Below are 19,776 nucleotides of genomic sequence, written 5' to 3'. Positions count from 1 at the left end.
AAGTATGAAGTGCTTGCCCCCAAAATCTAACATCTTCCCGATAGCTATCGGGACTAATATCTAACATCTAAAATTATGTACGGACACACAGAAATACAGAAAAAAATTCAAGACAAATACGATGAAATCGCCGCTCTAAGAAAAGAACAAGTAGCCATAGCGAAAAGCGAAGGTCTTAGCGAAGTAGAAAATTATTCTTTTAAGGATAAGAATGGTAATGTGGTGACTTTGCTCGATATGTTTCAAAGTCATGACGAGCTCATCGTCGTTCACAATATGGGAAAATCATGTCCCTATTGCACCTTATGGGCAGATGGGCTGAGTAGCAGTACACCCCATATTCAGAATAGATGTGGCTTTGCCTTGGTCTCTCCAAATGATTATCAGACTATGTCAGATTTCGCCGCGAATAGAGATTGGAAATTTCCTTACTATTCAGGAGTAGAAACTAGTTTTATTTCCGATATGGGCTTTTCGCACCAAACAGAGGACGGCAAGGTGCGCTATACGCCAGGCTTCACCACTTTTCTAAAAAAGGAAGATAAAATCTATCGCGTGGCCTGTGATTTATTCGGTCCAGGCGACCTATTTTCTCCTATCTGGCCTATGATGGATATGCTGCACCATTCAGATAAAGAATGGCATCCGAAGTTTGGCTATTAATTTTATTTCTGAAATTCTTTTACCTTTCCATCTCTATAAAATAGATTCATCGTTTCAAACGGAATGAGTTTCATGTTATCATCGATAATATGTACGCAGGATTTTTTAACTGCTCGCACATCAAAGTCATAAGCATCCATAAAATTCATAATAATAATTCTAAATAGATTAGAATAGTCAAGATTGCCTTGAGGGATCAATGGGAGGCAGCACATGAGTTCGGCTAGTTTTGTTTCTGCTTTTTCTACCGAAATTCCTGTGCTAAACATGTCATACAAATATTTTTGAAGTCTTTCATCTTGTTCATAAACAATTGTATTTTTTGAGTTGTTTAATAAGTCCTGCGGATTTACCCAGCGTGTCAATGCGAAAACTTCGTGATTATATTTTAGAGCATACGCCATAGCCAAATTGTCAGGATTGCATGGAACAGGAATGATATCTTCTGGAGTAAAGATATCCGTTTGCTCATAGATTTTTCTTCGCACTTCAGTAAGCGTTATTTTTTGATTTGCTGCATCGAAATGGACATTTCTCCCAGCTACTTGAGTAGGTTGAAAAGTAACACCTCGGACAGCTTTTTGAGATAAGGCATAGCGGATTGTGTCTCCAATTTCATGGTCATTTAGTCCTTTTTGTAAAGTAACTACTAGTGTTGTAGAAAGATTGAATTCATTTAAATGCTCAATGGCTTTCATTCGAATGTCAGAAAGGTCTTCTCCTCGGATAGTCTTTAGTATTTCAGGATTTAAACTGTCAAACTGAAGATAGACTTCAAAGTCTGGCATGTAGCTAGCTAATCTTTCAGCAAATCTCTTATCCTTCGCAATTTTAACGCCATTGGTATTGAGCATAATGTGGCGTATTTTTTTTGTTTTTGCCATATCCATAATGTCCCAAAATTTAGGATGCACAGTTGGCTCGCCACCGCTTATCTGCACTACATCGGCTGTCCCTTCATTGCGAACTATGGTATCAAACATTTTTTCTATTTCCTCAAAACTCCTGTGTCTTCCGTGAGTAGGGGAAGAAGAGGCATAGCAAGTTGGGCAAGTAAGGTTACATCGGTCAGTTAATTCTACTAATGATAAACATGAATGTTGTTCATGGTCTGTGCAAAGCCCGCAATCATATGGGCACCCATATTTGACTGGTGTCCCAAAATGAACTGGCATTTCCGATGCTTTGTTATAGTTACGGATATTTTTATAATATTCTATATCGTCTGCAATGATAGTTTTGCTATTGCCGTGTTCTTTGCAATGTTTATACATCCATACTTTTTCATCTTTGAATACTATTTTAGTATCAACTAAATGCAAGCACTCTGGACATAAGCTTTTTGTGTAATCGTAATAAATGTAGTCTCTTTCTGCCATAGTTAGTTTAAATTTAATAAGCACATACCAAATGAAACAATAAGGAGGATAGCCCCTAGAATATGTATGCCAATGATGGTAAATAGAATATATTTCCCTACCTTCTTTTTCTGTTCTGTATTACCTTTCAAGTATAAATAAAGACCCAAAGCAAATAACAGGTAAGGAATAAAGCTGAACGAAAAGAAAGAAAATCCCATGTTATTTAGGTTTATATTTTAAATAGAAGGTGTAGTAAATAAAAACAAGAATACAACAGCATTGAACTGCATTTAGCCCGAGATAACTAATATATAAAGGCTTTAAGAATTCAATAAAAAATCGAAACATAAAATACAGAATCATTAATATCATAAATCTATATCCTAAAGGCATTGGATAATTTCTAATTCTAATGTAAAATAATAGCAAAATGAAAGCGAATATAAGTTCAAAAAGTGCTGTAGGGAATCTTTTAATACCATCGCCTAAATCCATGCCTAACATACTATCTGTAGGTAATCCAATCGTCCCATCATCTACTCCTGATAGAAAACAACCTGTTCGACCAATAATAAGTCCTATTAATATCGGAAAAACATAAACATCACCTGTAGACGATTTAATTTTTAAAATAAATTTGACCAACTCTACGCCGAGTATTCCTCCGAAGAAGCCACCTGCTATACTTTTATTATACATGAGAAGTCGCAAATCTATGGAAGTTAAATTTGAAGAAACCTCCAGATAGCCCACTAACCTAGAGCCAATTAATGCGCCAATCATGGCTCCTAAAATAGTGCTTAGTCTGGCAAGTGTTGAAATCGTATCGGTATAATTTTTTCTTTGGTACCAATAAACCCGAAACGCAACAATAAAAGCCAAACTTTCCATTATAAAATGAAAATTGAAACCAGTCGGTAGACCCTCAATTCTGATAGGAATCATATTATCAATTAGGATTAAAATCCTTTAGAGCTAAAAAACAAGAACCACCAGAAATCAATATACATACCAAACCTGCAATAAGATACTTTGATGCTTTTTTAAAATTGTCAGTTAACCATACAATTATCCCTGTTATGATGAAAAATACACCTATCAGAGGTAGTAAAATCCATAAAATTGCTGCTATTCCCATACTTTATATTTAATGCAAAGACAAAACTCCTGTTTCAAAAAGAACCAAACAACTTCCTCCAAGTAATGTCAACGCAGAAATTGAATATACAAGTAGTTTTAAAATAAAAGATAATTTAGCTTTCTCATTACTAGTCAAAAATACGATTAATAAAATTATTAAAAGAATTAATATAGCTGCTACCAATACTATTATAATAAATCCACTAACTACTGCATAATATTCAAGCAAGGTTTTCATGAATGAATAGTTATATTTGATTTAGTTGGATATATAATGCATATACCACCTAATATAATCCAGCAAACAAGTATAAAAATACCACCGTATAACCACCAAAGTATTAGTTTTTTTCCTATTTGTTTTTTATCCTGAATAAAATAATCATAAAGACCTGCAAGCAGAATTAAAGAGCCTATTGTCGCAAATGTATACGTTAGTATAGGTACAAGGTAAGATAACGCAATTCTAATATCTGTCATCGTTGCGTAATTTGATATACACTGAAGAAAATGTTAATTTACAGAGTTTACTAAGCTTTCACTATTCAACACCGATATCTCCCTAGCCAGTTTCTGTGCTATAGTTTGAAAACTATCTAAGACGATTTGGTTATCGGCGGTAAGTTCTTGACCATTATCGGCGCATTCGCGGAGATTTTCAGTGAGGGGCACTTCACCTAGGAAGGCGACTTCGTAATCCGAAGCTAGATTTTTCGCTCCACCACTACCGAAGATATAATATTTCTTATCGGGCATATCATGCGGCACGAAGTAAGCCATATTTTCTATCACCCCAGCTACTGGAATTTCTACTCCTTGCACCCGATACATGGATAAGGCTTTTCGAGCATCGGCTATAGCTACTTTTTGTGGGGTGGAGACGATAACGGCACAAGTAACTTTTAGTGTTTGGGCGATGGTGAGTTGCACATCCCCTGTTCCCGGAGGCATATCGAGGATGAGGTAGTCTAGATCACCCCAAAGGACATCATTGATAAACTGCTTGAGAGCAGAGGTGACCATGGGACCTCTCCAAACTATCGCTTGTCTTTCATCGATTAGGAAACCTATGGATAGTACTTTTAAATTGTCATTATACTCAACAGGTTGTATATAAATTTTTTCTTTAATCTCTCGTGTCTGTGGTTTTTTATTTTTCATGCCGAGCATGATAGGAATAGAAGGTCCATGAATATCTGCGTCGAGTATGCCTACCTTAGCACCCATTTTACTGAGAGCCAATGCCAGCTGCACTGTCACAGTAGATTTTCCTACACCACCTTTGCCAGAAGAAATGCAGACTATGTTTTTGACATTGGGGAGTATATTGATGTCTTTATTTCTCGTTGAGGATACGTTAGAAGTCATGTGAATATTTACTTCGATATCTTCCCCAAAATCAGCCTTCAATTCCTTGACGCAATTGTTATGAATAAGTTCTTTTAAGGGGCAGGCAGGGGTAGTCAATACTATGGTGAAGGAAATTTTTTGTCCGTCGATTTTGATATCTTGTATCATATTGAGAGTGACCAAATCTTTTTTCAAATCTGGTTCTGGCACTCTGCTCAATGCTATGAGGACGTTTTCTTGATTGATCATTGCTTTATTTTGATAAGCAATATTAAGCTAATTAGTGTTTTTACTTGGTTTATTAATGATTTTTTAGAATATAATCTATTTAATTAGGGTCTGCTGAAAAACTCAGAAGTGCGCCAAATACGAGCCATCAAGCCGAAGCTGTATAGACATACTGCGAGGTGAAGATGGCGAAGTAGTTGGTGTGCTTCTGAGTAGCCTAATATTCTTGTCGGTAAATGCAAGATATTTAGGCGTGAACTCCAGTAAACTTGTTTTTACAATTTGCATATTCAGGGGGAAAAGTTTTTGCAATCTTATGGCTATCATTTGTTTTGGCGTTTTTCAGCAAACCCTAATTACTGCATTATTTTCTATAAATACGAGTGGCACTGGGATAACACTATCAACCACAAAGAAAAAGCTGCTTTTATTAGATAAACAATTTTTCTTTATACTCTATGCTTTTTTGAAAAAATTATTGCAGATTATGAAAACTTTTTTAACCTTGTAAGCGTTTAAAATATAGATACTATCTGAGCTATGCCGGTTTTGACTTCTTCTTATGATTCTTTTATAAAAAATGGTCACCTACAGACGATTCTTCCAAATGTTTTGCGAAAAGTATCATTGTTTAAACCTCGGCAAGAAGAAATCGAAACTCCAGACGACGACTTTTTAGAATTAGATTGGTATGATATTAAAGATAGCAATAAGCTTGTTATTTTATCTCATGGACTGGAAGGCAATTCACGTCGACGCTATATGAAGGGTATGGCCAAGTATATGTTGGAAAATGGATACAATGTTTTAGCATGGAATTACCGATCCTGTGGTTCTAAAATGAATAAACAACTCAGATTTTATCATTCGGGCGACACGGAAGATATAGATACTATCATTCGATACGCTCTTTCTAAGAACATGTATGAATCTATTTATCTCATTGGCTTTTCGATGGGCGGAAATATTTCATTGAAGTATTTAGGAGAAAAAGGAGAAGAGTTAGACTCGAGAATTAAAGCGGCAGTGACTTTTTCTGTTCCTTTGGATTTGATCGGAAGTTCGCGTCTTCTTTCCAAATGGTGGAATCGCTTCTATATGCGACGTTTTTTAAGAAGTCTTCGTAAAAAAGTGGAAGCCAAAGCTCCTTCTTTTCCCGATAAACTCAGTGTTGAAAATTTCGATACGATTAAAAGTTTTAAAGGTTTTGACAATCAGTTTACAGCTCCTATTCATGGATTTCGCGATGCTTTCGATTATTGGAAAAAATCTTCCTCGCTGCATTATTTAGAGAATATAAAAATCCCAGTTCTCATTGTCAATGCCCAAAATGATAGTTTTTTATCACCATCTTGTTTCCCTTATGAAATAGCCGAGCGCAGTCCGTTAATACATCTTGAGTCTCCCAAAACTGGGGGTCATGTTGGTTTTTGGTCCTTAGAGTCTGTTTTTTGGACAGAGAAAAGGGCGGCGGAGTTTCTAAATCCTTATTGATTTCTCAAACTCCTCCGCCCATTTATCAAAAGGCCGCGCTATCCAGGCTTTCTTATCAGAAACGACTATGGGTCTTTCTATAATAGAAGGATTTTCGTGCATAGCCTTTATCCAGTCTTGATTTGAAAGGCTTTTATTCGTAAATTTCTCCTGAAAAACCTTTTCCTTTTTTCTCAAGATAAATGAAGCATCTTGCCCTAGTTTGCTTATAACTTCTCTCAGTTCCGCTTCAGATGGTGGCTGGGTGAGATAAGGTCTAATTGTAATTTCATGACCTAGGTTCGCCAAATATTCTAAGGCTTTTCTGCTCGTAGAGCAAGAATTATTGTGCCAAATGATCAGCTTCATCGTAATTTCTATTTGTTGAGATACAAAACTATCAAATTTTACCCACCGATTCCCACTTCTTTGTTTGTCGATAACTTAGAACTTATCCACTGACTTTGAAAATGTTAGTATAGTTATCCATATTTTAAATTCTTTATTAATAATAGTTTTGAAGATAATTAACATTTAATCCACAAAGGTTATTGATTTTGTGCAAATTTTTATGGAAAAATAAGTGGGAAAATGTGGGTTAAAATAAAAATTAAGTGTAGTTTTGTGGAGATTTTAGAATTGAAATGGCATTTTTAGGAGAAATAGTAATAAAACTCGATGATAAAGGCAGGATGAGAATTCCTACTGCCCTCAAAGAGGCTATGTCTGATAAAGCTGCTCATCGATTTGTGGTGAATAGAGGTTTTGAAAATTGTTTGACACTTTACCCTTATGATGTATGGGAAGTGGTGAAGTCCAAAGTAGATAAACTCAATACCTTTAATAGAGAGAAGCGTGAATTCGTTCGTAAGTTTTATAGTGGCGCTACCATATGTGCTCTCGACGGCAGTGACCGAATCAATATACCGAATCAATTATTGGATTTCGCTGGTATGAAAAAGGATATCATCCTTACACCAGTAAAAGACTATTATGAATTGTGGGATCAGAAAAAATATAATGACATGATCAGTCAAGCTGATGCTTCTTCATTTGAAGAACTCGCTGAGCGTGTCATGGGAGATAGTGAAGATGCTATAGATCTGTGATAGTATGGAATATCACAAAAGTGTTCTTTTAAATGAATCCGTCGAGGCACTCAATTTAAAGCCAGATGGCGTATATGTTGACTTGACCTATGGAGGCGGAGGGCATTCCAGATTTATCTTGAATCAGCTTGGTGATAAGGGAAGACTCTACGCCTTTGATCAGGACGAAAATGCTTTTCAGAATATAATTGATGATACCAGATTGATGCTCATTCATCAAAATTTTGAATATGCATTTGATTATCTAAAAGCTTTAGGTGTAGAAGAAGTTGATGGCGTGTTGGCTGATCTTGGTGTTTCATCATTTCAGCTCAATGATGATGCGAGTGGATTTAGCTATCGATCTCATATTGATTTAGATATGAGAATGGATAAGTCAATGCCTAAGACAGCTAAGGATATTCTGAATAGCTATTCGGAGGAAGCTCTCCAAGATATTTTTCAGAAATATGGTGAGGTTCGAAATGCAAAGACATTGGCTCAAAAAATTGTTGAAGTGCGTCAAGGAAAAAAATTTCAATATAGCGATGATTTGAATGAGGTACTGAGAGGAATTCAGTTTGGGACATTTGAGACCTATGCCGCACCAATTTATCAATCTATTCGAATGGAGGTCAATCAAGAGTTGCAAGTTTTGGAAAAAATGTTGGAGTCGATTGTGAATATCATTAAAATAGGAGGAAGACTGTCCGTGATAACCTTTCATTCATTAGAAGATAGAACCGTGAAAAATTTTATGAAATATGGAGAATTTAACGATGAGCCTACCACCGATATTTTCGGTCGGAGAAAAGCTTGGAACTGGAAGCTGGTCAATAAAAAACCAATAGGTCCAACCGATGAAGAAGTAAAAGAAAATTCAAGAAGTAGAAGTGCTAAGTTGAGAGTGATAGAGAAAATAGGATGATGTGATGGTTTGATGATGTAAAGATGAGTTGATTGAATTTGAAAATTGGTCAATATGTTAATTTGAAAATGAGGTTAATGATGGATGTGGTGATACGATAATGTGGTGATAGGTTGATGTGAAGGTGTAGAATTGAAGTATTCAATCTTTGCATCCTTTGCGTCTCTGCGGTAATAAGAAACTATTAATCCGTTAATTCGTGGCAAAAGAATAAATAATTCGTGGCAACAACAGAGAAAAATTTAAATTTAGAAGAACTAGTTCAAATGGTATTTGAGAAAATATCAAAGAACATTCAATTTTTATTTTTTTGTTTTTTGCTATGTATGATATATATATGGAATAGTCATATGGCGCAAAATTTAGTGAGGGATATCAATAAAAAAGCAAAGGAGCTCAAAGAATTAAGATGGGATTATTTGACTATTAAGTCAGATTTGATGTATGAGAGTAAGTTGACAGAAGTGTTGCCTAGAGCACAGAATATGGGGTTAGAAGAGTTGGATATGCCTCCTTACAAGTTAACAGTAAAAAATAAAGAATATCAGCGACAAGATTAATTTAATAGGTCGAGCCTATTTTGTATTTGCCATACTCCTAATTCTAGGATGTGTCTTTATATACAAGATAGTTAATCTTCAAACTGCACATGATGGTTATTGGAGAAAATTGGGTGACGATTTAACTTTGTTCCAAGTAAAGATCGAAGCTGAGCGAGGCAATATTTTTACAGAAGACGCCAGAATACTTGCTACAACTATTCCCACCTTTGAACTTCGTATGGATACTAGGGCAGATGGATTGACAGATACGATATGGAAAAAACATATCGATAGTTTATCTTTATTGCTGTCTTTTTATTTACCTGAAAAGACTGAACAAGATTGGAAATCGTATTTAGTAGAAGCCAGAGCAAACAAAGCAAGACACCTATTATTAGCAAAAAACGTAGAGTTTCAAGATTTCAAAAAAATTAGAGAGATACCACTTTTCAAGTTGGGTAAGAATAAATCAGGTTTCATTACTATTCAGAGTAATACTCGAAAATTACCATTCGGTGAATTGGCTAAACGCTCGATTGGCTATGTGTCTTCAAATGGTAAGACTATGATTGGAATTGAAGGGATGTTTAATGACGAATTATCTGGAGAGAATCGAGAAGTACTAATGCAAAAAGTAGCTGGTGGGGTATATATGCCGGTAAATGACAATAGTGAATTTGGTTCCAAGCCTGGATTGGATGTATATACTACCATTGACGTTAATCTTCAGGATATCACGGAGGCTTCTTTGTATAAGTCAGTCACCCATCATATGGCTGACCATGGTAGTGCTATATTGATCAACGTGAAAACGGGAGAGATAAAAGCGATAGCAAATATAGGTAAGACAAAGGATGGAAATTATAGAGAGATAAAAAATTATGCAATTAACGAGTTAAATGAACCAGGTTCAGTCATGAAGCTAGCGTCAGTAATGGCATTGCTTGATGAAGGTTATTGTGATGAAAATACACTTATAGATTTAGAAAATGGAGAGTGTAAATATTATGATCTGACATTAAAAGATGATCATCCAGTAAAAGGTCAAGTAACTTTATCAAAAGCTCTAGAGTTATCTTCAAATGTGGGTATATCAAAACCAGTATACAAACACTTTCATAAAAATAAAGATGAATTTTATGAAAAACTTGAGCAGTTTCATTTAACCAAGCCGTATGGACTAGGTATAAAAGGAGAATCAGCGCCTGATTTAAAACCTGTAAAAGACTGGTCAGGTGTTACTTTGCCATGGTTATCTATTGGTTATGAAATTCGAATGACACCTTTACAAGTTTTGGGCTTGTATGCCGCTGTAGCTAATAATGGTAAATTGATGCAACCTTATATTATTAAAGAGATCAGAGACAATGATAAGGTAGTTGAGAAATTTGAGCCAAAGGTTTTGAACAAACAAATAGCTAAACCATCAACAATAATGGCTGTAAGAAGAATGTTAGAGGGAGTGGTAGACTCTGGTACAGCTAGTAATATTCGAAACCAATATTATAAAATTGCAGGAAAAACAGGTACAAATCTTTTGGCTGAAAACAATAAGGGATTTGCGGAGAAAAAGTATCAAGCAAGTTTTGTTGGATATTTCCCTGCTCAGAACCCAGTTTATGCTTGCATTGTGGTGGTGAATAAACCTAATGTAAGTATTGGCTACTACGGTAGTGGTGTTGCTGCTCCTGTTTTCAAGGATATTGCAGATCGCTTGTATTCTACAGATGAAACCATTCACCCGGAATTAGTTAAGAATAAACATGAGCTTTTTCTAAATCCTTTTAAAGGAATGAAAATAGAGGTTGATAGAGTAGCGAATCATTTTGACTGGGATATTTTATCGAACGATGTGCATACAGATTTAGTGACGGTAATTTCCTCAAAAAACAAGGTTGTCGTTAAGCCCAATTTTTATTCTTCAAAATCAGTTATGCCTAATGTGATTCAACTTAATGTAAGAGATGCTCTGTATCTATTAGAGTCAATGGGGATGAGAGTAAAAGTTGAAGGAAAAGGAAAAGTAAAAAGTCAATCGATCATGCCGGGCGAGCGAATTTGGAAGGGAGTAGAAGTGAAAATTTCATTAGGATAGAATTAAGTAAGGTGAAAAATTTAGTTGACTTATTAGTAGGTATTGAAATTTTAAATAGTCATCATCTGTCAAAAGATAGAGCGGTATCTGCTGTTGTATTTGACTCTCGCATGGTTGTGCCAGACTGTCTTTTTGTCGCCACGAAAGGTACTCAGGTAGATGGTCATATCTATATAAAATCTGCTATTGAAAAAGGAGCTTCGACTATTGTATGTGAAATCCTTCCAGATAATATTCACGAAGAAATCACTTACATAGTAGTTGAAAGTAGTCAAAGATCTCTAGGATTACTAGCTTCTAATTATTATGATAGACCTTCAGAGAAATTAAAAGTTGTAGGAGTGACAGGCACCAATGGCAAAACTTCCACTACAACTATGCTTTTCGATTTGTTCTCTTTTCTTGGATATAAAGTAGGTCTACTTTCCACTATCCAGATTAAGGTGGGTGAAGAGACAATTCCTGCTACACATACCACGCCAGATGCTGTTTCCATTCAAAAGTCAATGCAGTATATGGTAGAAAAAGGCTGCGAGTATTGTTTTATGGAGGTGAGTAGCCACGCAGTAGATCAGGATAGAATAGCAGGCATTGAATTTCGAGGCGGAGTATTTACTAATATAACGCATGATCATTTGGACTATCACCAGACCTTTCAAAATTATATTCAAGCAAAAAAGAAGTTTTTTGATGGGTTAACTATTGAGGCCTTCGCTATAACCAATATTGACGATAAGAATGGTAAGGTGATGTTGCAAAATACAAAGGCTGTGAAAAAATCTATGGGAATGCATAGCATGGCCGATTATACTGTAAAGATTCTAGAATTAGGTATGGAATCTATGCTGGTAAAAATGGATGGTAATGAAATTAGTCTCAATGTAGTAGGCGAGTTCAATGCATACAATGCCCTCTCGTGTTATGCAGTAGCTATGGAATTAGGTATGAATAAAGTCGACGTGCTCGTTCAGTTATCAAAACTGCGATCCGTAGAAGGAAGAATAGATATAGTTCAAACCAAGAATACCAAAGTCAAGGGAATAGTAGATTATGCACACACTCCAGATGCTGTAGAAAAACTTTTGATAGAAATAGGGAAAATCAATAAGCAAGGAAGACTTATAACTGTAATAGGTTGTGGAGGAAATAGAGACAAGGAAAAGCGACCCATAATGGCCAAGTTAGCAGCTCAGTATAGCGATAGAGTCATCTTGACATCTGATAATCCTCGAAATGAAAATCCTAAAGAGATTATTGATGAAATGAGAAAAGGTTTAGATGAAACCGCAACGAAAAAAACTTTGGTAGTAATTGATCGAGCAGAGGCTATAAAGACCGCATGTCTCTTAGCATCTGGTGAAGATGTCATAGCACTTGTCGGAAAGGGGCATGAAAAATACCAAGAAATTAACGGTCAGAAATTTCCTTTTGATGATAAAATATGCTTAAAGGAAAATTTAGAATTAATCACAAATGAATAAAATAGAATAAATATGCTTTATCATCTATTTACTTATTTAAATGAGCATTGGAAAATTCCAGGTGCTGCCTTATTTCAGTATCTTTCTTTTCGTGCATCTATGGCAGTTCTACTAAGTATCATACTTATGATTTTTAATGGTCAGCGTTTCATCGATTATTTGAGAAGAAAACAAATCGGAGAAACAGTTCGTGACCTAGGATTACAAGGTCAGATAGAAAAAAAGGGGACTCCCACCATGGGAGGAATTCTTATAATAGCCTCTATTGTTATTCCTACCTTGTTATTTGCTAATTTGACCAATGTTTATATATGGATGTTGTTAGTAGTATCTATATGGTTAGGAGTTATTGGTTTTCTTGATGATTATATCAAAGTATTTAAAAAGGATAAAGAAGGTCTATCTGGTAGATTTAAAATCGTAGGGCAAATAGGCGTGGGAATTTTTGTTTCCTTGATGATGTATTTTCATCCAGACATAAAAGTACGGGATTTAACTAAAGTATATGTATATACTCTGAATGAAGGTAAAATTCATGATCAATATAATCCTATCAATGTAGAAGCCGCAGATAGCGTAATCAAGGGAAAGGGAGTTGAAAGAAATGGATTATGGTATTCTCATGATAGCAAATCACTCCTAACAAACGTCCCTTTTCTAAAAGGAAATAATTTCAATTATGACAAAGTATTTGAATTTCTAGGTTTTCACCCTCTCTACTTTTTCATACCATTTTCTATTATACTAATTTTTATTATTACCGCTGTTTCTAACGGCGCCAATATTACAGATGGAATCGATGGTTTATGTACAGGTATTTCTGCAATCTCAGGAGTGACTATTGCTATTCTGACTTATCTTACTGGTAATGTCATATTTTCCGATTATTTAAATATTTTATATATACCTAATGTAGGAGAGCTTGTCATTTTTGTTTCTGCATTTGTTGCTGCTTGTGTTGGTTTCTTATGGTGGAATTCTTACCCAGCACAGATTTTTATGGGAGACACAGGAAGTCTAGCATTAGGCGGCATTATTGCGACTATCTGTATCATTATTCGAAAAGAATTAATCATTCCAATTTTATGTGGAGTGTTTTTGATAGAAAATTTATCCGTCATGATTCAAGTCGCTTATTTTAAATACACAAGACGAAAGTACGGTGAAGGTAGAAGAATTTTTCTAATGTCTCCACTTCATCATCATTTTCAAAAACTAGGAATTCATGAGGCTAAGATTGTAGCGAGATTTTGGATAGTGGGAATATTGTTATCGATACTGGCTATTGTATTCTTAAAAGTAAGATAGATGGATTTGAAAATGACTCAATTTGAAAATGTGAAAATGATAGTTAGTTGTATCCCGATTACTATTGTTAGTTGTAATGATATATGGAAATATATATATGCGAGTTTATTATGTCTTATCACTTTCATCTATAAACCTTAAACTAGAAAAACGTTGAAACTAGTCATACTCGGAGCAGGAGAGAGCGGTGTAGGAACTGCCATTCTAGCCTTACAGAAAGGTTACGAAGTCTTTGTGTCTGACTACGGATCTATCAGTGATAAATATGAGGCTATGCTGATTGAGCATAAAATACCTTATGAACAGAAGCAACATAGTGAAGATAAAATCTTGAATGCTGATTTAGTCATGAAGAGTCCTGGTATTCCTGAGAAAGCTGAAATTGTAAAAAAGATAAGGGCTAATGGAATAAAAATAGTATCTGAAATAGAATTTGCTTATCCATATTGTAATGGTAAAATCGTAGGAATAACAGGCAGTAATGGCAAGACAACAACAACGAATCTAGTCTATCATATTTTTAAAACAGCGGGCTTCAATGTTGGTATGGCAGGTAATGTCGGAATAAGCTTTGCCTATATGGTAGCTAAGGAGCCCAAGGACTTGTATGTTGTCGAAATAAGTAGTTTCCAATTAGACGATATCCATGAGTTTAAATGCGATATCGCTATTCTTCTCAATATTACACCGGATCATCTCGATAGATACAATTATGAGATGAAAAACTATGTAAATTCTAAATTTAAGATAACTAATAATCAGACGGAGGAGGATGCATTTATTTACTGTCTGGACGATGAAGAAACAATGAATTATTTAAAAGCAAATTATTCAACCATATCGTCAAAAAAATATCCTTTTTCGATTCGAAAAGAATTAAAGGAAGGTGGATTCATTAAAGAAAATAAATTATTCATAAACATTTTACAAACCAATTTCAGTATGCTAACAAATGAGATCACAATCAAAGGAAAACACAATCAGTACAATTCTTTAGCAGCTGGTTTAGCAGCAAGACATGAAGAGATTCGCGACGAAGTTTTACGTGAGGCATTCATGACGTTTAAGACTATACCACATCGACTAGAATCTGTTTTGACTATTCAAGGTGTTGAGTATATCAATGACAGCAAGGCTACGAATGTAAATTCAGCTTGGTATGCTTTAGAGAGTATGGAAAAGGATGTCATTTGGATAGCCGGCGGTGTAGATAAAGGCAATGACTATGAGTCTTTAATTCCATTAGTAAAAAAGCGAGTGAAAGCTCTAGTATGTCTTGGTGTAGATAACTTAAAACTTCAAACTACATTTAGTGGTGTAATTGATGTTATTATTAGTACGGACAGTATGAAAGATGCAGTGAGATCTGCTTCACAATTAGCTGAAAAAGGTGATGCAGTTTTACTTTCTCCATGTTGCGCTAGTTTTGATTTATTTCAAAATTATGAAGATCGAGGAGACCAATTCAAAGAATGTGTAAGAAATTTATAATAATTGGTATAAAAGATGACCATCCTTCGTCAGATTGCTAAAACGTTTCAAGGTGATAGATCTATATGGATTATAGTTACTTTATTGACGTTATTTAGCGTTATGACGGTATATAGCAGCACGTCTCTTTTAGCGTTTAAGGATAATCGAGATATCCATGTTTATTTATTTAAGCATATAGCTCTTATTCTGGCAGCGTATGGATTTATGTGGTTTATGCATCAAATTTCTTATCAATATTATTCTGGATTGTATAAAATATTACTTCCTCTAGGCATCTTGGCCTTATTGTATGCATCCTTTATGGGTGTAAAGGTGAATGATGCGGGGCGTTGGATTAGAATACCTTTTATCAATCAGACATTTCAAGCATCTGACCTCGCTCGCTTAGCATTAATACTTTTTTTAGCAAGACACCTCAGTAAAAATCAAGATGTCATAGCAGATTTTAAAAAAGGATTTTTACCTGCAATTGGTGTGACATTATTGGTCGCATTTTTAGTATTTATAGATAATATTTCTACATCAATAATGATTATGGTTACGGCATTAATTATGATGTTTTTGGGCAGAGTACGATACTTGCATTTTTTCGGTACTATTTTTATTGGATTATCATTTGTAGCACTAGGTATTTTATTTGTATTAAAAGCACCAGATGAATTTTTAATAAAGCGACTTAGCACAGCGAAATCTAGATTGATTTCTTTTGCTGAAGCTAAAAAATCGCACAAGGATGTTTCCTATCAAGTAAAGCAAGCTAATATAGCTATAGCTAGGGGAGGCTGGTTGCCAAAAGGTCCAGGAAATAGTTCTCAGAAAAATTTCCTGCCAAATGCGTTCTCAGATTATGTTTTTGCAATAATTGTGGAAGAGTGGAGCATTCTAGGCGGAGTATTTCTTATTTTTCTTTATCTAGCATTGATGTTTCGTGTGATTGTTTTAGTTATGAAAAGCCCATATACTTTTGGTGCTCTTTTAGCTTTGGGTTTAGGTTTGAGTATTGTCATTCAGGCTTTTTTTAATATAGGTGTTACGATTGGTTTATTGCCTGCTACTGGTGTCACCTTGCCTCTAGTAAGTATGGGAGGGAGTAGCATCATTTTTATTGCTATGGCTTTAGGCATTATATTGAGTGTTAGTAGAAGTGTGCAAGATGATGAATTGGGTAAAAGTCCTTCGAAGGAAAATTATATGGACGAGGTGGAAATGAATTTGAGTGGGGTAGTTTAATTAGTGCTTAATTTAAAAGTGGAACAATTTGAAAATTTGAAAATGGTTTTGTGTGTTGATTTGAATATTAATTTTGAATTGGATAATGACTTATCCTCTGTGTTCTCTGCGTCTTTGCGGTGTATTCAAAAGTAAGTGAAATAAGACAATATAGAGAAAATATAATTAGTGAATTTGTGACATTGAAAAAAATAAAAGTTTTGGTTTCTGGCGGTGGCACAGGTGGACATATCTACCCAGCCATAGCTATAGTAGAGGCGCTCCAGAAGCAAAGAGATATAGAAGTACTTTTTGTCGGCGCACATGGTAGAATGGAGATGGAAAAAGTACCGGCTTGCGGATATAAGATCATCGGATTGCCAATTGCAGGTTTTCAACGTGGATTATCCTTCTCTAATTTGCTTAAGAATATTCAACTGCCTTTCAAAGTTATAGCGAGTTTACTCAAAGTAATGCGTGTTATTTTGAAATTTAAACCTGATGTAGCTATAGGTACGGGAGGCTATGCGAGTGGGCCTACTCTGAAAATGGCTCAGTGGCTCGGAATTCCAACATTTATACAAGAACAAAATGCGCTGCCTGGTAAGACGAATTTATTTCTAGCGTCAGGAGTGAAATGTGCATTTGTTTCTTATGAAGAGTCCAAAAAATATTTTAAAACTTGCGAGGTCATCTATACCGGAAATGCAATACGTGAATCTTTTGTAAACGAAGTGGTATCGCGAGGTGAGGCATTTAAATTTTTTAATTTAAATCCAAATAAGAAAACCCTGTTTGTCACGGGTGGCAGTTTGGGTGCTCGCGCCATCAACGAGGCTATTGCAGATAAGATTAGTCAATTTCACGCTAATGACATTCAATTGATATGGCATACAGGTAAGGCTCATTTTGAAAAGTACAAGCATCTTGAAAGTGAGAATTGTCGAGTCTATGATTTTATCTATAAGATGAATTATGTATATTCTGCCTGTGATTTGGTGGTGACAAGAGCAGGCGGTATTCTCTTTGAATTGTTTGTAGTAGGAAAGCCGGCAATCGTACTCCCTTCTCCGTATGTAGCAGATGATCATCAGACCCCTAATGCCAAAGCATTAGTTAATAAAAATGCTGCAGTAATGATTACGGATGCTGAAAGCAAAGAAAAGTTAGTCCCTGAAGTTATAAACATATTCAATGATACAACTCGAATGAGTAATATGCAATCTGCAATGTTGGCATTAGCACGTCCATATGCAGCTACAGAGATAGCTTCAGAAATATTAAAGAGAATTGACAAATAATGAATTTAGATAACATAAAATCCGTTTTATTTCTTGGCATAGGTGGTATAGGTATGTCAGCTATTGCAAAGTACTTTTTAGCCAAAGGAATCAAGGTGTATGGCTATGACAAGACTCCATCAGATATGACGGCAGTGTTATCAGAATTGGGAGCTCTTGTCTCTTATATTGATGATCAGAGATTGACCGAAAATAATTATGATGTGGTAGTTTATACCCCAGCTATGCCTAAAGATAGTTTTTTATTAAATCATTTTCAAAATAGCAATATCCCATTAATAAAACGCTCTCAAGCATTAGGTATTATTACAGAGAACAACTTCACTATTGCTGTTTCTGGATCGCATGGAAAGACGACAGTGAGTTCTATGATAGCATTTTTACTTCGGGAATGTGGAGTAGATTGCAGTGCTTTTCTCGGAGGAGTTTCTGTTAATTTTAATAGTAACTATATACAAGGATCCAGCAATGTGGTTGTGGTTGAGGCGGATGAATTTGATCGGTCTTTCATGACACTATCTCCAGATATTGTGGTGCTCACATCTATCGACACTGATCATTTAGATATCTATGGTAATCGCGAAAATATAGTCAATTCTTTTCGGGAGTTTTTGTCTAAACTAGATGCTAAGGGTATTCTTATTCATAATGAAAAAGTGGAAGATGAAATATTCATAACAGGCACTAAAAAAATCTATGGATTCTATAAAGGTGATTTCATAGCTAAGATCGCAACTATTTTGCCCACTTATTCGACATTTACTATCAATGAAAATAAGGAAGTGTTCAAATTAAACTACAATGGTAGGCATAATATTGAGAATGCTTTAGCAGCTATTTCGGTTGGGTTGGAATTGGGGCTTGAAATGAAACAAATGGTAGATGCCATAGATAAGTTCAGGGGCATCAAGAGACGTTTTGAGTTGATTTATAGTGATGAAAAAGTGGTTTTTATAGATGACTATGCACACCATCCAGCAGAGATTGCAGCCCTTGTCTCTAGTGTTAAAGAGATTTATCCGGGCAGGAAAATACTTAGTATTTTTCAGCCACATTTATACTCACGAACTAAGGATTTATGTGTAGATTTTGCTAAATCTCTGGATTTATCTGATGAAGTCATCTTACTGCCATTATATCCTGCGAGAGAGTTGCCTATCGAAGGTGTTTCTTCCTATATAGTGTCTGAAAAGATGAAAACTAACGTAGAAGTTGTGGATAAAGCAGAACTCATAGAGGTGCTGAAATCCCTTAATTTTGACGTGATTTTAACTATAGGAGCAGGTGATATAAGCAACTGTATTTCTGATATTAAAAACTATCTAAGTACACGTGAGTAAACCAAAAGTTCTCTTGTTTTTAAAATCACTATCCTGGATCGGCATGATAGCTTTATTTATTGTGATATCAGCAGCTGCTATAGAAAAAAGAAATAGTATGCATATTCAAAATATCAAAGTTAGATTTAAAAACGATGACAATTTAGGTTTTGTTGATTCTAGAGATATACTCAAAGAGGTGAATTCAGCCTTTCCTTCCTGGAAAGGAAGTAAATTATCTAAGATTAAGTTCAATCTTATTGAAAATGGAGTAAAACAAAATGAGTATGTAAAGTTGGCAGAACTATACATCGATAATCAAGATAATGTAAATGTGGTATTGGTTCCTAAAAAACCTATTGCCCGCATTAATTCAGAATTCGGAGATTATTATTTGTCTGAAGATTGGGATAGAATGTCTTTAAGTGATAAATATTCAAAGCGTATAGTATATGTATCTGGCAGAGTTCATGGAATTACTAATCCTAAGACAAAATTGGATAGTTTTATTCAACAGTCTTTGAGTAAAGTCCTGAAATACTCCGAAGAAAATACCATATGGAGAGATGTCATCGATCAGATATATATCAATGATAATGGAAAGATAGATTTAGTCTTATCGTTTTGTGAGCCAATAGTGAAATTAGGATATGTAGATAATGACTTTGAAAAGAGGATGCATAAGGTCGATAATTTTTTTAAAACAGCAGTGCGGTGTCATGATTTATCCATGTATGAGGAGCTGGATTTTCAATATTCCCAGCAGGTGGTAGCGAAAAAGAAGAGTTAATATTCT

The 19,776-nt window shown here is 35.1% G+C and carries 19 protein-coding genes; 13 read left to right on the top strand and 6 right to left on the bottom strand.

Going from position 1 to position 19,776, the window contains the following annotated elements:
* The first annotated feature begins 75 nt into the window (after positions 1–75).
* Positions 76–663, top strand: a complete 588-nt coding sequence (locus JNL75_10450) for a DUF899 family protein (protein MBL7790236.1) — start codon at positions 76–78, stop codon at positions 661–663.
* A gap of 2 nt (positions 664–665) precedes the next feature.
* Here the strand turns inward: JNL75_10450 and JNL75_10445 are convergent, their stop codons facing one another.
* The 5 genes from JNL75_10445 to JNL75_10425 all read right to left on the bottom strand — a co-directional run bounded on the left by JNL75_10445 (position 666) and on the right by JNL75_10425 (position 4,763).
* A complete protein-coding gene (locus JNL75_10445; GenBank protein MBL7790235.1) occupies positions 666–2,042 on the bottom strand; it encodes a radical SAM protein in 1,377 nt (458 codons plus the stop codon).
* Positions 2,043–2,243: 201 nt separating this feature from the next.
* On the bottom strand, positions 2,244–2,969 hold the full coding sequence (locus JNL75_10440; protein ID MBL7790234.1) for a prolipoprotein diacylglyceryl transferase: 726 nt from the start codon (positions 2,967–2,969) through the stop codon (positions 2,244–2,246).
* A gap of 4 nt (positions 2,970–2,973) precedes the next feature.
* Positions 2,974–3,162: a hypothetical protein gene (locus JNL75_10435; GenBank protein MBL7790233.1), complete on the bottom strand. Its 189-nt coding sequence runs from the start codon at positions 3,160–3,162 to the stop codon at positions 2,974–2,976.
* A 9-nt stretch (positions 3,163–3,171) separates the two neighbouring features.
* Positions 3,172–3,402, bottom strand: a complete 231-nt coding sequence (locus JNL75_10430; GenBank protein ID MBL7790232.1) for a hypothetical protein — start codon at positions 3,400–3,402, stop codon at positions 3,172–3,174.
* A 275-nt stretch (positions 3,403–3,677) separates the two neighbouring features.
* Positions 3,678–4,763, bottom strand: coding sequence for an Mrp/NBP35 family ATP-binding protein (locus JNL75_10425; GenBank protein MBL7790231.1), 1,086 nt, complete (start codon positions 4,761–4,763; stop codon positions 3,678–3,680).
* A gap of 519 nt (positions 4,764–5,282) precedes the next feature.
* On the opposite strand from JNL75_10425, the gene JNL75_10420 reads away from it, so the two are divergent.
* Positions 5,283–6,236: an alpha/beta fold hydrolase gene (locus JNL75_10420; GenBank protein ID MBL7790230.1), complete on the top strand. Its 954-nt coding sequence runs from the start codon at positions 5,283–5,285 to the stop codon at positions 6,234–6,236.
* Here JNL75_10420 and JNL75_10415 read toward each other — a convergent pair.
* Complete coding sequence (locus JNL75_10415; protein MBL7790229.1) at positions 6,222–6,584, bottom strand: hypothetical protein; 363 nt, start codon at positions 6,582–6,584, stop codon at positions 6,222–6,224. The two genes, JNL75_10420 and JNL75_10415, sit on opposite strands and share 15 nt — an antisense overlap.
* A 275-nt stretch (positions 6,585–6,859) precedes the next feature.
* Between JNL75_10415 and mraZ the strand changes: the two genes are divergently transcribed.
* The 11 genes from mraZ to JNL75_10360 all read left to right on the top strand — a co-directional run bounded on the left by mraZ (position 6,860) and on the right by JNL75_10360 (position 19,770).
* A complete protein-coding gene (gene mraZ / locus JNL75_10410; protein MBL7790228.1) occupies positions 6,860–7,324 on the top strand; it encodes a division/cell wall cluster transcriptional repressor MraZ in 465 nt (154 codons plus the stop codon).
* A gap of 4 nt (positions 7,325–7,328) precedes the next feature.
* Positions 7,329–8,231 carry a 16S rRNA (cytosine(1402)-N(4))-methyltransferase RsmH gene (gene rsmH, locus JNL75_10405; GenBank protein ID MBL7790227.1) on the top strand — a complete coding sequence of 301 codons (903 nt, stop codon included), beginning with the start codon at positions 7,329–7,331 and terminating at the stop codon, positions 8,229–8,231.
* A 326-nt stretch (positions 8,232–8,557) separates the two neighbouring features.
* Positions 8,558–8,791, top strand: coding sequence for a hypothetical protein (locus tag JNL75_10400; GenBank protein MBL7790226.1), 234 nt, complete (start codon positions 8,558–8,560; stop codon positions 8,789–8,791).
* A 127-nt stretch (positions 8,792–8,918) separates the two neighbouring features.
* Positions 8,919–10,868: a transpeptidase family protein gene (locus JNL75_10395; protein ID MBL7790225.1), complete on the top strand. Its 1,950-nt coding sequence runs from the start codon at positions 8,919–8,921 to the stop codon at positions 10,866–10,868.
* Positions 10,869–10,879: 11 nt separating this feature from the next.
* Positions 10,880–12,349, top strand: a complete 1,470-nt coding sequence (locus JNL75_10390) for a UDP-N-acetylmuramoyl-L-alanyl-D-glutamate--2,6-diaminopimelate ligase (protein MBL7790224.1) — start codon at positions 10,880–10,882, stop codon at positions 12,347–12,349.
* Positions 12,350–12,361: 12 nt separating this feature from the next.
* A complete protein-coding gene (locus tag JNL75_10385; GenBank protein ID MBL7790223.1) occupies positions 12,362–13,657 on the top strand; it encodes a phospho-N-acetylmuramoyl-pentapeptide-transferase in 1,296 nt (431 codons plus the stop codon).
* A 153-nt stretch (positions 13,658–13,810) separates the two neighbouring features.
* A complete protein-coding gene (gene murD, locus JNL75_10380; protein MBL7790222.1) occupies positions 13,811–15,148 on the top strand; it encodes a UDP-N-acetylmuramoyl-L-alanine--D-glutamate ligase in 1,338 nt (445 codons plus the stop codon).
* A gap of 15 nt (positions 15,149–15,163) precedes the next feature.
* Entirely contained in the window at positions 15,164–16,381 is a 1,218-nt protein-coding gene (locus JNL75_10375; protein MBL7790221.1) for an FtsW/RodA/SpoVE family cell cycle protein, read from the top strand.
* Between the two features lie 182 nt (positions 16,382–16,563).
* Positions 16,564–17,661, top strand: coding sequence for an undecaprenyldiphospho-muramoylpentapeptide beta-N-acetylglucosaminyltransferase (murG, locus tag JNL75_10370; GenBank protein MBL7790220.1), 1,098 nt, complete (start codon positions 16,564–16,566; stop codon positions 17,659–17,661).
* Positions 17,661–19,001 carry a UDP-N-acetylmuramate--L-alanine ligase gene (locus tag JNL75_10365; protein MBL7790219.1) on the top strand — a complete coding sequence of 447 codons (1,341 nt, stop codon included), beginning with the start codon at positions 17,661–17,663 and terminating at the stop codon, positions 18,999–19,001. The genes murG and JNL75_10365 overlap by 1 nt, the downstream gene beginning before the upstream one ends.
* Positions 18,994–19,770 (top strand): hypothetical protein, encoded by a 777-nt coding sequence (locus JNL75_10360; protein MBL7790218.1) that lies wholly within the window; start codon positions 18,994–18,996, stop codon positions 19,768–19,770. The genes JNL75_10365 and JNL75_10360 overlap by 8 nt, the downstream gene beginning before the upstream one ends.
* Positions 19,771–19,776: the final 6 nt, after the last annotated feature.

It is taken from the genome of Chitinophagales bacterium, assembly GCA_016787225.1.
Taxonomy (GTDB): domain Bacteria; phylum Bacteroidota; class Bacteroidia; order Chitinophagales; family JADJOU01; genus CHPMRC01.
The sequence above is the reverse complement of the archived record's forward strand: the minus strand, read 5'-3'. Positions and strand labels throughout refer to the sequence as shown.

Coding starts and splice junctions, on each gene's coding strand:
- JNL75_10430 (MBL7790232.1), bottom strand. CDS start 3,402: ATGAAAACCTTGCTTGAATATTATGCAGTAGTTAGTGGATTTATTATA.
- JNL75_10435 (MBL7790233.1), bottom strand. CDS start 3,162: ATGGGAATAGCAGCAATTTTATGGATTTTACTACCTCTGATAGGTGTA.
- JNL75_10385 (MBL7790223.1), top strand. CDS start 12,362: ATGCTTTATCATCTATTTACTTATTTAAATGAGCATTGGAAAATTCCA.
- mraZ (MBL7790228.1), top strand. CDS start 6,860: ATGGCATTTTTAGGAGAAATAGTAATAAAACTCGATGATAAAGGCAGG.
- JNL75_10450 (MBL7790236.1), top strand. CDS start 76: ATGTACGGACACACAGAAATACAGAAAAAAATTCAAGACAAATACGAT.
- JNL75_10420 (MBL7790230.1), top strand. CDS start 5,283: ATGCCGGTTTTGACTTCTTCTTATGATTCTTTTATAAAAAATGGTCAC.
- JNL75_10375 (MBL7790221.1), top strand. CDS start 15,164: ATGACCATCCTTCGTCAGATTGCTAAAACGTTTCAAGGTGATAGATCT.
- JNL75_10440 (MBL7790234.1), bottom strand. CDS start 2,969: ATGATTCCTATCAGAATTGAGGGTCTACCGACTGGTTTCAATTTTCAT.
- JNL75_10425 (MBL7790231.1), bottom strand. CDS start 4,763: ATGATCAATCAAGAAAACGTCCTCATAGCATTGAGCAGAGTGCCAGAA.
- JNL75_10365 (MBL7790219.1), top strand. CDS start 17,661: ATGAATTTAGATAACATAAAATCCGTTTTATTTCTTGGCATAGGTGGT.
- JNL75_10415 (MBL7790229.1), bottom strand. CDS start 6,584: ATGAAGCTGATCATTTGGCACAATAATTCTTGCTCTACGAGCAGAAAA.
- JNL75_10445 (MBL7790235.1), bottom strand. CDS start 2,042: ATGGCAGAAAGAGACTACATTTATTACGATTACACAAAAAGCTTATGT.
- JNL75_10400 (MBL7790226.1), top strand. CDS start 8,558: ATGATATATATATGGAATAGTCATATGGCGCAAAATTTAGTGAGGGAT.
- rsmH (MBL7790227.1), top strand. CDS start 7,329: ATGGAATATCACAAAAGTGTTCTTTTAAATGAATCCGTCGAGGCACTC.